Origin of the sequence: Thalassolituus sp. UBA2009 (assembly GCF_002335285.1) — a bacterium.
Classification (GTDB): domain Bacteria; phylum Pseudomonadota; class Gammaproteobacteria; order Pseudomonadales; family Oceanobacteraceae; genus Venatoribacter; species Venatoribacter alkanivorans.
Genome location: NZ_DDCJ01000018.1, coordinates 9,001 through 20,070, shown reverse-complemented (window position 1 = coordinate 20,070; position 11,070 = coordinate 9,001). Strand labels below are relative to the sequence as shown.

Below are 11,070 nucleotides of genomic sequence, written 5' to 3'. Positions count from 1 at the left end.
GTCCGGAATGGGTCATTACCACGGTAAAGAAGGATTTATCGCACTGTCGAAAGCCAAAGCGGTACACCGCAAAGGCCGCTTTAACAGCGGACAGTTTATCTACCCACCGTACGGCGGCGCGATTCAGGGCCTGATCCGCAAGCTGTTTATCCGCTGAGGAGGCGTTTTATGTTCAACACCTCCCGTCGTGGATTTTTACAACTCAGTGCCAGCTCCGCTGCGGCACTGACCGTGGGCGCCTCGCTGGCCGGCCTGACCGGCTGCAGCAAGGTGCCTGCCGCCGAAGGCTACAAGCTGCTGCGCGCCGGCGATATTGAATTTCTCAGCGCGCTGGCGCCGGTGATTCTGAATAAAAGCTATCCCGGCACACTGGCTGCAGACGCTCCGGTGCGCCTGACCCAAGCGCTGGACACCCTGATCGGCACCCTCGAAGACTATTCCAGAAGCCAGCTGATACAGCTGCTGGACGTCATGCAGGTTGCTCCGATCCGTGCCGCCATGGGCGCGCAATGGGGCAGCTGGAGTGAGGCCAGCGCCGGGCAGATTGAAGCTTTTTTACAGGACTGGAAAACCAGCAACATCCAGCTGAAGCGCATGGGCTATGGCTCGCTGTGTAAGCTTCTGACCATGTGCTGGTACTCTCAGCCAGAAACCTTTGTCAGCAGCGGCTACCCGGGCGCGCCAAAGAAAATCCCGGCCTGATAACACAGAATAAAAAGAGACAAGGCAATGCAGAATAATAATCAACGCCAGCCCGATATCCCGGTGGTTGCCGGTATTCCCGATCCCATTCTGGACGGTATCGCCAACGGCTGGAACGTACGTGAATCGACCGAAGTCGCCGACGGCAGCGTCATCGAAGCCGACGTCATCATTATCGGTACCGGCGCCGGTGGCGGTACCACCGCAGAGATTCTGGCCAAGGCCGGACTGAAAGTACTGATGCTGGAAGAAGGCCCGCTGAAAAGCACCAACGATTTCCGCATGGACGAGCGTGAAGCCTACCGCGACCTGTATCAGGAAAGCGCCGGGCGCATGAGCAAAGACGGCGCGATGTCGATCCTGCAGGGTCGCTGCGTTGGCGGCACCACCGTCATCAACTGGACCTCCAGCTTCCGCACCCCGGAACCGACCCTCGACTACTGGCAGCAGGAGTTTGGCGTTGAAGGTTTCAGCCGCGCTGAAATGGACCCCTGGTTCGAGAAGATGGAACAGCGCCTGAACGTTGCTCCGTGGCAGGTACCGCCCAACGAAAACAACTCGGTACTGGCCCGCGGCGCCACTCAGCTGGGTATCGACTGGCATGTGATACCGCGTAACGTATCCGGCTGCTGGAACCTCGGTTACTGCGGTACCGGCTGTCCGACCAACGCCAAGCAATCCATGCTGGTCACCACCATTCCGGCGGCGCTGGATAACCATTCTGAGCTGGTGTACAGCGCCCGTGCCGAACGCCTGATTATGGAAGGCCGCAAAGTACTGGGCGTGGAAGTCACCGCACTGGGCCGTGATTATCAGCCAAGCGGTAAAAGCTTCGTCGCCAAAGCGCCGCACGTGGTGATGGCCTGTGGTGCGATCAACGGCCCGGCGCTGTTGCTGCGCTCCAAAGCACCGGACCCGCACAAGCGTATCGGTAAGCGTACCTTCTTCCATCCGACCACCTTCTGCTTTGCCGAATTCGAACAGGTGATCGATCCTTACTATGGCGCGCCACAGTCGATTTACTCCGACCACTTCCAGTGGCTCGAAGTCAGCGGCAAAGTGGGCTACAAACTCGAAGTGCCACCACTGCAGCCGGGGCTGACCTCAGTACTGCTGCTCGGCCATGGTGCTCAGCACTTTGAGGACATCAGCAAGCTGCCGAACCTGCACGCCATGATTGCCCTGCTGCGCGACGGCTTCCACGCCGACAGCGAAGGCGGCAGCATTGAGCTGGCCTCCGATGGCACGCCGATCATCGACTACGAGATCAACGACTACCTGTGGGACGGGGTAATACGCTCCTGGCTGACCATGGCTGAAATTCAGTTTGCTGCCGGTGCCAAAGCGGTACGCGCCTCCCACGTTGATTCGCCGTGGTTCCGCAGCTGGGAAGAGGCCAAAGCCGGTATCAGTCAGCTGGAGTTCCGCTCCAATGCCTTTACCGCCGGTTCTGCTCACTGCATGGGTGGCCTGACCATGGGCGAGGACCAGAGCCGTTGTCTGGTCGACAGTCATGGTAAGTACCATCACCTCGATAACCTCTATGTGTTTGACGGTTCGGCCTTCCCGACCAGTATCGGCGCTAACCCACAGCTGTCGATCTATGGTCTGGCCTGCAAGCAGGCCAACAAACTGCTGGAAACCATCAAAGCCAGCGCCTGACGATTCCTCTGTCAGCTGCCGTGGATCATTTGATCCACGGCAAACTTACCCTTGTTATCCGCCCCTGCACGTAACAGCCGCCAGCGTTTTATTGTTTGCCGTGCGGCTTTTGTTTACTATGCGGCGCATTTCCAGCGCACGCAGAAGGCTCATTCATGAATATTGCTGTCTACCCTGGCACGTTCGATCCGATCACCAACGGTCATACCGATCTGGTCGAACGGGCGGCGCGTATGTTTGACCACATCATTCTTGCGGTGGCCGACAATCCGAAGAAAAAGCCGATGCTGGACCTCGAAACCCGTGTCGATCTGGCACGCAGCGTACTCGGCCATCTGGCCAACGTTGAAGTGGTTGGTTTCAGCAACCTGCTGGCTGATTTCGTTAAAGAGAAAAACGCCAACATCATCCTGCGCGGTCTGCGTGCGGTGTCTGATTTTGAATACGAATTCCAGCTCGCCAATATGAACCGTGTACTGGCGCCGAACGTGGAAAGTCTGTTCCTGACTCCGGCTGAGCACTTCTCTTACATTTCATCTACGCTGGTCAGAGAAATCGCCTCACTGGGCGGAGATGTCAGCAATTTTGTAAATCCTCAGGTAGCCAAAGCCCTGAAGAAATGTGTGAATTAACCCGCCCCTGACGGAGGTAAGTCATGGCCCTGATTATCACTGACGAATGCATCAACTGTGATGTATGCGAACCGGAATGTCCGAACGAAGCTATTTCTGCCGGCGAAGAAATTTACGAGATTGACCCGTCCAAGTGCACCGAATGTGTTGGCCACTACGACGAGCCACAGTGCCAGTTAGTCTGTCCGGTGGATTGTATTCCACAGGATGAAAACCGTATGGAAACCCAGGAAGAACTGGAAGCCAAATACGAAAAACTGACCGGCAAAAAAATCGCCTGATCAGCGCGGAAGCAGACGCGGAGCCTGCACCACGACGGTTGCACCGCTGACTGACCTCCCACACACTAAGGCCTCCCACAAGGAGGCCTTTTTTATGCGCCCGATGTTACATACTGCGTCGCGTCCGCTGACCCTGATTCCACTGCTGTTTGCCCTGTTACTCAGCGCCTGCAGTACACCACAGAACACTGCCGGAGCCGAACGCAGCAGCGCGCCCACCAGCGCGCCCACCAGCGCAGCCAGCAGCCACAACAGCGCTCCCGGCCAGGCCGCTATTGCCAGTGCACACCCGCTGGCAACCGCCGCCGGTATGGCGGTACTGGAACAGGGTGGCAACGCCTTTGATGCCGCCATTGCCGTGGCCGCCAGTCTGGGCGTGGTTGAGCCTTACAGTGCCGGTATCGGTGGCGGCGGCTTCTGGCTGCTGTACGACGCCAAAGCAGCACAGTACCGCTTTATCGACGCCCGGGAGACCGCCCCGGCTGCCGCCCATCGCGACTACTATCTGAACGCCGACGGCAGCGTAAACCGCGACAAAGCGGTCAACGGTGCAACCGCTGCAGCCATTCCCGGCCAGGCCGCCGCCTTTGCCTATATCAGCGAACGCTATGGCGAGCTGTCGTTAAAGAAAACGCTGCGTGCAGCCATTCAACAGGCCCGCGACGGCTTCGCGGTGGACGAGCACTACCGCATGCTGATGGGCTACCGTCTGCAGGCGGTACGCCGCTATGAAGAAAGTGCACGCCTGTTTCTCGATAACAACGACATTCCGGCTGCGGGCTTTGAACTGCAGCAACCCGAGCTGGCACAGACACTGGAAGCGCTGGCCAATAATGGCTTCGATGGTTTTTATAAAGGCGCGGTTGCGCAGCGTCTGCTTTCAGCGGTGAACAGCAACGGCGGCGAGTGGACAGCCGCAGACCTGGCCAATTACCGCGTGGTCGAACGCGAGCCGGTACACGTGCGTTACGGTGCGCTGGAAGTTATCAGTGCACCACCTCCATCCTCCGGCGGTATCGCCATTGTGCAGATGCTGAATATGCTCAGTCACTTTAGCTGGCAGACCATGACGCCTGTGGATCAGACCCACCTGTTAACCGAAGTGATGCGCCGCGCCTACCGTGACCGCGCCGAGTTTCTCGGCGACCCGGATTTTGTCGATGTACCGGTATCCGGATTGTTATCTGAAGCACGGGCACAAGCCTGGGCCGAAAGTATCGATCCGGTACAGGCCACTCCGAGCCTTGATCTGGCCGGGCCAAAAAACCTTAACGAAGGCTTCCACACCACCCATCTGTCGGTGCTGGATAAAGACGGCAATATGGTCTCGGCCACGCTGAGTATTAACCTGCCCTTCGGCTCGGCCTTCACCGCCGCCGGAACAGGAATTCTGCTGAATAACGAAATGGACGACTTCTCTGCCAAGCCAAGCGCACCCAACGCCTATGGCCTGACCGGTAACGAAGCCAACGCCATCGCCGCGGGTAAGCGGCCACTGTCGAGCATGACACCGACCATTATCAACAGCCCGCAGCAAACCGCGATTATCGGCACCCCCGGTGGCAGCCGTATTATCAGCATGGTGCTGCTGGGCACGCTGGAACATCTGCAGGGCAAAGCGGTAAGTGACTGGGTCAGCCGCCCGCGTTTTCATCATCAGTATCTGCCGGATGTACTGCAACACGAACCCGGCGCTTTCAGCGCGCAGCAGGAGGTTGCCCTGACCCGTATGGGGCACCGCCTGCAGACCGCAGGACGCCAGTACGGCAATATGCAGGCGATCCTATGGGATAAGCGCAAACAGCAGGTGACGGCCGCCTCCGACCCGCGTGGTATCGGCAGCGCTGTCGTGAATCCGGAACATAAGCCATGAATAAAGTTGCTCAAGCACAATGATCGTGTTCACCCTGAAGAAAATCGTCGGCATGCTGCTGATGCCCATTCCGCTGACGCTGATCGCACTGCTGGCCGGACTGTTACTGCTTAAGCACCGTCCGGCGCTGGGCAAAGGGCTGATCAGTGTCGCCGCGTTGTGGCTTGCCCTGACCAGCTGGCATCCGTTTGCAGATCGCTGGCTGGCACCTTTTGAAGATGACTTCCCTGCCTTCGATCTCAGACAACCGGTCAGCATTGTAGTCGTACTGGGCGGATGTCACGCCAGTGATGACAGCATGCCGCCAGCCGCGCAGTTGTGTTCCAGCTCACTGTTCCGCCTGAGCGAAGGGTTGCGCATTCTGGCTGCAAATCCGCAGGCGCAGCTGTTTGTCTCCGGTTATGCCGGCAACGACAGCCGCCCCCATGCTGAGGTTATGCGTGACATCGCACTGAGCATGGGGGTCGCTGCGGAGCGCATCCGCACATTCCCGCAAGCCAGAGATACCGAAGAAGAAGCACAGCTGATGACGCCCTTCCTGACCGGGCAGAGCTTTGCACTGATCAGCGAAGCCTCGCACCTGCCGCGGGCGCTGGTGTTTTTTCAGCGTCAGGGACTGCAGCCAATACCTGCGCCAGCGGTACGTCTGAGTACCGATAACAGCGATTGGCGTATTGAGGCGCGGGCAGCACTGAAAAGCGAACGAGCCATGTACGAAGGCATTGGCCAGCTCTGGCAGTGGCTGAAAAGTATCTGAGCCGCACAAAAAGCAGAAACAAAAACGCCGGGCAGTGCCCGGCGTTTTTTATCACAACCTGATTATCAGAACAGGTAGCTGACGTTCAGATCCAGCGTATCGATATCGGCGTCATAACCATCATCTTTGTTTTCCATCGAGTAGCTGGTGTAATCCAGACCTACACGCAGCTTGTCACCCAAGCCTGTATCCAGACCTACACCCCAGAGGAAATCGTTACCGGAGGTATCGCCCTTCGAGCCGGTGTTCAGCTTGCGCTCGGCTGACCAGTGATGGGCACCCAATTTGAACATCAGATCCACATTGCCGAAGACTTCACGGCCAAAGCGGCTGACGATCTGATAAGAGGTTGCCGAATCTTTGAATGTGCCTGTGGAAGCTTTGATCTCTGTTTCCGCCAGACGCTTAGCCCCCAGCATCACATCAAAGCGGCTCTTATCGGTCAGCTCAAAATGAGTACCCAGATACAAGCCATAAGTGGCACCGTTACCGGTTTCGCCATCCGTATCCAGCTGCGCAGCACCACCGCTGAGCATAACGAAGTGACGGATACGTTTGCCGTCACCTTCGTTCAGGGAGCCCACTTCGTTTTCAATCTTGCCACAGCCCAGACAACGCACGAAAGCCGCCTGTAAAGGCGTTACTACCAGAGTTTCCGCCGCCTGATCAGCATTGCCGCCGAGCAGGGTAAACGGCAGTGTGGCGCCGTAAATCAATGCACCGGCCTGAGATAATACGAAATACAACGGACGGGCAATCACTGCATCTGCCACCATGGCACCAGCGCTTGGGCTTTCTTCAATCCGTTCAGCGCTGGCAAGAGAACTCATGCCCAGCAATGCGGTGGCCACAGCAATATTTACCGAAGTCCGTAAGGTCGCCATCAGTTGCATTGTTCTTCCTCTTTTGATGCAGATGCGAATAGGCCTGACTATATCAGCACCTGCGCGCCTCGTCACGGCTGGCGGTATGGGCTTTGCAGCAGGTTAACGCTGGCAGGCCGGGCAATAAACCGTCGCCCGCTGGCCCTGGCGGATTTCTTTCAGCACGCTGCTGCACACCTTGCATTGTTCACCGCCACGGCCGTAAACAAAAAGCTGCTGGGCAAAGTAACCCGGCTTACCATCGCCACCAACGAAATCACGCAGAGTCGTGCCGCCCTGTTCAATCGCCCGCGCCAGCACCTGTTTAATTTCGCTGACCAGACGCTCATAGCGCGCCAGGCTGATTTTCCCGGCTGCCGTCGCCGGACGAATACCGGCCAGAAACAGGCTCTCGTTGGCGTAAATATTACCGACGCCGACCACCACCTTACCGTCCATCACAAAGGTTTTGATCGCCTGACTTTTGCCACGGGAACGGCGGAACAGATACTCGGCGGTAAAGTCATCGGATAAGGGTTCTGGCCCGAGGTGGGTTAAATGATCGCTGTCGGTTCCGGGCTCAATCCACAGCAAAGCGCCAAAACGGCGCGGATCGTGGTAACGCAGCACTTTGCCATTACCCAGCAGCCAGTCGATATGATCGTGTTTACCAGCCGGCGCAGAGGGCTCGACCAGACGCAGCGAACCCGACATGCCCAGATGCCAGATCGCGGTGCCGATATCGGTCTCCACCAGAATGTACTTCGCCCGACGACTCAGACCACGCACAGTCTGGCCTTCCAGCAGTTTTAATTCATCCACCACCGGCCAGCGCAGCTGTGGCTGGCGCACCACCACACGCTCAATACGCTGATTCAGCAGCCAGGGTTCAATACCGCGCTTGGTGGTTTCGACTTCAGGTAGTTCAGGCATAAGGATGTCAGACGTCTGAGTAAAAACGCGATTATGCCAGAAGAGAGAAAGATGAGGCGAAGCAAGCACAGTCCGCAGGATGACCGTCTGGTTGTTGGTCACGGACGCGGACATCAAAGCACAGCAGGAGCAGTGCTTAACGTGCGCAGCACGGCCCGCAGGGTGGCCGCCTGGTTACTCGTGACAGATGCGGACATCAAAGCACAGCAGGAGCAGAGCTTAACGTGCGCAGCACGGCCCACTGAGTGGCCGCCTGGTTACTCGTGACGGACGCGGACATCAAAGCACAGCAGGAGCAGTGCTTAACGTGCGCAGCACGGCCCGCAGGGGGGCCGCCATGGATGGCGGCCATAAAAAAACCCGGCACAGGCCGGGTTCTTTTCAAGCGAAAGAAGCTTACTTAATTTTGGCTTCTTTATACATCACGTGCTGACGGATCACAGGATCAAATTTTTTGATCTCCATTTTCTCAGGCATGGTGCGCTTGTTTTTGTCAGTGGTGTAGAAGTGACCGGTACCGGCACTAGACACTAAACGGATCTTATCGCGTGGCATAACAGGTCTCCTTAGACTTTTTCGCCGCGTGCACGCAGTTCTGCCAGAACAGCATCGATACCTTTCTTATCGATGATGCGCATACCTTTGGTAGAAATACGCAGACGCACAAAACGGTTTTCGCTTTCTACCCAGAAACGGTGCTGTTGCAGGTTAGGCAGAAAACGGCGCTTGGTTTTAATGTTTGAGTGGGAAACGTTATTCCCGGTTACAGGACCTTTACCTGTAACTTGGCAAACCTTAGACATTGATCTCGCCCCGATTTTTAACTGTATCGAACAAATTGGAAATTCGTTACCAACCGTGGGCGTTCGTCATCAAAATCTTGATTCGCGACGGCCCTGGCTGAAAAGAGTTGCGCTTTATACCAAAACGCCCCGGCCGTCGCAAGCGAAAGCTTATTTTTTATACGAATGGCAGGCGCGCCCGCGAATTATATCCAGCCGCGTTCGGCAAAGGATACGCAGTGCCCGTCACCCACCACCAGATGATCCAGCACGCGGATATCCACCAGCCCCAGTGCCTGCTGTAAGCGGTCGGTCAGTGCCCGGTCAGCGTGACTGGGTTCGGCCACACCGGACGGATGATTGTGCGCCAGTATCACGGCGGCGGCGCTATGGCTCAGAGCAAGCTTAACGACCTCACGCGGATACACCGCCGCACCGTCGATGGTGCCGCGGAACAGCTCGTGGTATTTCAGTACCCGGTGCTGATTATCCAGCAACAGACAGGCAAACACCTCATGATCGCGATCACGCAACTGAGCCAGCAGATACTGCCGGGTCAGATCAGGACTGGTTAAGGCATCACCACGGGCCAGTTGCTCCGCCAGGTGTCGCCGCGCCATTTCCAGCACCGCCTGCAACTGGGCATATTTGGCACTGCCAAGGCCCAGCGGCTTACAGAATGCGGTTAAATCGGCGGTCAGCAGGGCGCGCAGACTGCCGAATTCCTGCAGCAGCTCACGCGCCAGATCGACGGCACTTTTGCCTTTTACCCCGGTACGCAGAAAAATTGCCAACAGCTCGGCATCCGACAAACTGCCGGCGCCCTGCGCCAACAGTTTTTCCCTTGGCCGCTCAGCGCTGGGCCAGTCACATATCGCCATCCCTACCTCCCTGCAGGTCTGTGATTTACTGAGTCATAAGTCTGACAACCGCACTCCGCTGCGTTGCAGACTTGTCATACGCTTCCTTATATACTCAGGCTCATTCTAGTCAGCGTGAAACCAGCCATGCAACAACTCTGTAATAAGCGTATTTTGCTCGGAATCACCGGTGGGATTGCCGCCTATAAAGCCGCCGAACTGGTGCGGATTCTGAAGAAAGCCGGAGCCGAAGTGCGGGTTGTTATGACCGCCGGCGCCATGGAATTCATTACTCCCCTGACCCTGCAGGCCTTATCCGGTAACCCGGTACATCACGCTCTGCTCGACCCGGAAGCCGAAGCCGGCATGGGCCATATCGAGCTGGCCAAGTGGGCAGATCTGCTGCTGGTAGCCCCGGCATCGGCCAACTTTATTGCCCGCCTGACCCAGGGTTCCGGCGATGACCTGCTGACCACCATCTGCCTGGCAACCGAGGCTCCAATAGCTCTGGCTCCGGCAATGAATCAGGCGATGTGGCGCGAACCTATTACTCAGGCCAATATCGCCCGCCTGACCGACCTTAAAGGCAGCAAACTGCATATGTTTGGCCCCGCCGAAGGCGTGCAGGCCTGTGGCGATGTCGGCCCCGGCCGCATGCTGGAGCCGGAGCAGATTGCCGCCCACGCCGCAGATCTGTTTGAAACCGGTCTGCTGGCCGGGCTGGAAGTCGTTATCACTGCCGGTCCAACCCGCGAAGCCATCGATCCGGTGCGCTATATCTCCAATCACAGTTCCGGCAAGATGGGCTACGCCATTGCCGCTGCCGCCCGTGATGCCGGCGCCAGAGTAACGCTGATCAGCGGCCCGGTGGTGATTCCGGCACCGGAACGCGTCAACTGCGTACGCACCGAAAGCGCCCGCGATATGCTGGATGCTTCACTGGCCATGCTTGGTCGCTGCAATATTTTTATCGCCGCGGCCGCCGTCGCCGATTACCGGCCGATGACCGCCGCTCACCAGAAGATCAAAAAATCAGCTGACAGCATGGAACTGACGCTGGTGAAAAACCCCGACGTGGTCGCCACCGTGGCCGCCCACGAACTGCGCCCCTTTACCGTGGGCTTTGCGGCAGAAACCCAGGATGTGGATGTCTACGCCCGCGATAAGCTGGTGCGTAAGAATCTCGACATGATTGTCGCCAATGACGTCTCCCTGAGCGAAATCGGCTTTAACAGCGACCAGAATGCCGTCACTGTTTTCTGGGCAGAAAACCAGCAGAGCTTTGCCCAGATGAGTAAACAGGCACTGGCGCGCGAACTGGTCGAGCTGATCGCACACCGCTATCAGCAGACCCAGACACAAAAAATCTCTTAATGCGGACAGAATGACAATGCAAAAGTTACAGGTAAAAGTACTGGATGAACGTCTGGGCAACAGCATCCCACTGCCGGAATACGCTACCACCGGCTCCGCCGGACTGGATCTGCGCGCCTGTCTGGATGCGCCCCTGACTCTGCATCCGGGTGAAACTCAGCTTATCCGTACCGGTCTGGCAATCTATATTGAAGATCCGGGTCTGGCTGCCATGATTCTGCCGCGCTCTGGCCTAGGCCATAAACACGGCATCGTACTTGGCAATCTGGTTGGTCTGATCGACTCTGATTATCAGGGCGAGCTGATGGTCAGCTGCTGGAACCGTGGCAAAGACAGCTTCACCATCGATGT

Annotated in this window: 13 protein-coding genes; 8 read left to right on the top strand and 5 right to left on the bottom strand. The window is 57.4% G+C overall.

Annotated elements, in window-relative coordinates; all coding sequences use genetic code 11:
- Positions 1 to 168 precede the first annotated feature (168 nt).
- The 6 genes from B3P58_RS01905 to elyC all read left to right on the top strand — a co-directional run bounded on the left by B3P58_RS01905 (position 169) and on the right by elyC (position 5,907).
- A complete protein-coding gene (locus B3P58_RS01905; RefSeq protein WP_286715683.1) occupies positions 169 to 702 on the top strand; it encodes a twin-arginine translocation signal domain-containing protein in 534 nt (177 codons plus the stop codon).
- 27 nt (positions 703 to 729) lie between these two features.
- Positions 730 to 2,364, top strand: coding sequence for a GMC family oxidoreductase (locus B3P58_RS01900; protein ID WP_225691194.1), 1,635 nt, complete (start codon positions 730 to 732; stop codon positions 2,362 to 2,364).
- A gap of 155 nt (positions 2,365 to 2,519) precedes the next feature.
- The gene (gene coaD, locus B3P58_RS01895) at positions 2,520 to 2,996 is read left to right on the top strand and encodes a pantetheine-phosphate adenylyltransferase (protein ID WP_145467599.1); all 477 of its coding nucleotides are present in this window, start codon (positions 2,520 to 2,522) and stop codon (positions 2,994 to 2,996) included.
- A 23-nt stretch (positions 2,997 to 3,019) separates the two neighbouring features.
- A complete protein-coding gene (locus tag B3P58_RS01890; RefSeq protein ID WP_145467597.1) occupies positions 3,020 to 3,277 on the top strand; it encodes a YfhL family 4Fe-4S dicluster ferredoxin in 258 nt (85 codons plus the stop codon).
- A 94-nt stretch (positions 3,278 to 3,371) separates the two neighbouring features.
- Positions 3,372 to 5,150 (top strand): gamma-glutamyltransferase, encoded by a 1,779-nt coding sequence (gene ggt, locus B3P58_RS01885; RefSeq protein WP_286715679.1) that lies wholly within the window; start codon positions 3,372 to 3,374, stop codon positions 5,148 to 5,150.
- A gap of 19 nt (positions 5,151 to 5,169) precedes the next feature.
- Positions 5,170 to 5,907: an envelope biogenesis factor ElyC gene (elyC, locus tag B3P58_RS01880; protein ID WP_286715677.1), complete on the top strand. Its 738-nt coding sequence runs from the start codon at positions 5,170 to 5,172 to the stop codon at positions 5,905 to 5,907.
- A 65-nt stretch (positions 5,908 to 5,972) separates the two neighbouring features.
- Here the strand turns inward: elyC and B3P58_RS01875 are convergent, their stop codons facing one another.
- The 5 genes from B3P58_RS01875 to radC all read right to left on the bottom strand — a co-directional run bounded on the left by B3P58_RS01875 (position 5,973) and on the right by radC (position 9,366).
- Entirely contained in the window at positions 5,973 to 6,800 is an 828-nt protein-coding gene (locus B3P58_RS01875) for an outer membrane beta-barrel protein (RefSeq protein WP_286715675.1), read from the bottom strand.
- A gap of 93 nt (positions 6,801 to 6,893) precedes the next feature.
- Positions 6,894 to 7,703, bottom strand: coding sequence for a bifunctional DNA-formamidopyrimidine glycosylase/DNA-(apurinic or apyrimidinic site) lyase (mutM, locus tag B3P58_RS01870; RefSeq protein ID WP_286715673.1), 810 nt, complete (start codon positions 7,701 to 7,703; stop codon positions 6,894 to 6,896).
- Positions 7,704 to 8,099: 396 nt separating this feature from the next.
- Positions 8,100 to 8,258, bottom strand: coding sequence for a 50S ribosomal protein L33 (rpmG, locus tag B3P58_RS01865; RefSeq protein WP_145467589.1), 159 nt, complete (start codon positions 8,256 to 8,258; stop codon positions 8,100 to 8,102).
- A gap of 11 nt (positions 8,259 to 8,269) precedes the next feature.
- Positions 8,270 to 8,506, bottom strand: coding sequence for a 50S ribosomal protein L28 (rpmB, locus tag B3P58_RS01860; RefSeq protein WP_145467587.1), 237 nt, complete (start codon positions 8,504 to 8,506; stop codon positions 8,270 to 8,272).
- 185 nt (positions 8,507 to 8,691) lie between these two features.
- The gene (gene radC, locus B3P58_RS01855) at positions 8,692 to 9,366 is read right to left on the bottom strand and encodes a RadC family protein (protein WP_286715668.1); all 675 of its coding nucleotides are present in this window, start codon (positions 9,364 to 9,366) and stop codon (positions 8,692 to 8,694) included.
- A 126-nt stretch (positions 9,367 to 9,492) separates the two neighbouring features.
- Here radC and coaBC point away from each other — a divergent pair, with 126 nt between their 5' ends.
- A complete protein-coding gene (gene coaBC, locus B3P58_RS01850; RefSeq protein ID WP_225691199.1) occupies positions 9,493 to 10,719 on the top strand; it encodes a bifunctional phosphopantothenoylcysteine decarboxylase/phosphopantothenate--cysteine ligase CoaBC in 1,227 nt (408 codons plus the stop codon).
- Positions 10,720 to 10,735: 16 nt separating this feature from the next.
- Positions 10,736 to 11,070: dUTP diphosphatase (dut, locus tag B3P58_RS01845; protein WP_286715665.1), on the top strand; the 335-nt coding region annotated here is incomplete at its 3' end.

Coding starts and splice junctions, on each gene's coding strand:
- ggt (WP_286715679.1), top strand. CDS start 3,372: ATGCGCCCGATGTTACATACTGCGTCGCGTCCGCTGACCCTGATTCCA.
- B3P58_RS01875 (WP_286715675.1), bottom strand. CDS start 6,800: ATGCAACTGATGGCGACCTTACGGACTTCGGTAAATATTGCTGTGGCC.
- rpmG (WP_145467589.1), bottom strand. CDS start 8,258: ATGCCACGCGATAAGATCCGTTTAGTGTCTAGTGCCGGTACCGGTCAC.
- rpmB (WP_145467587.1), bottom strand. CDS start 8,506: ATGTCTAAGGTTTGCCAAGTTACAGGTAAAGGTCCTGTAACCGGGAAT.
- coaD (WP_145467599.1), top strand. CDS start 2,520: ATGAATATTGCTGTCTACCCTGGCACGTTCGATCCGATCACCAACGGT.
- B3P58_RS01905 (WP_286715683.1), top strand. CDS start 169: ATGTTCAACACCTCCCGTCGTGGATTTTTACAACTCAGTGCCAGCTCC.
- B3P58_RS01890 (WP_145467597.1), top strand. CDS start 3,020: ATGGCCCTGATTATCACTGACGAATGCATCAACTGTGATGTATGCGAA.
- radC (WP_286715668.1), bottom strand. CDS start 9,366: ATGGCGATATGTGACTGGCCCAGCGCTGAGCGGCCAAGGGAAAAACTG.
- B3P58_RS01900 (WP_225691194.1), top strand. CDS start 730: ATGCAGAATAATAATCAACGCCAGCCCGATATCCCGGTGGTTGCCGGT.
- elyC (WP_286715677.1), top strand. CDS start 5,170: ATGATCGTGTTCACCCTGAAGAAAATCGTCGGCATGCTGCTGATGCCC.
- coaBC (WP_225691199.1), top strand. CDS start 9,493: ATGCAACAACTCTGTAATAAGCGTATTTTGCTCGGAATCACCGGTGGG.
- mutM (WP_286715673.1), bottom strand. CDS start 7,703: ATGCCTGAACTACCTGAAGTCGAAACCACCAAGCGCGGTATTGAACCC.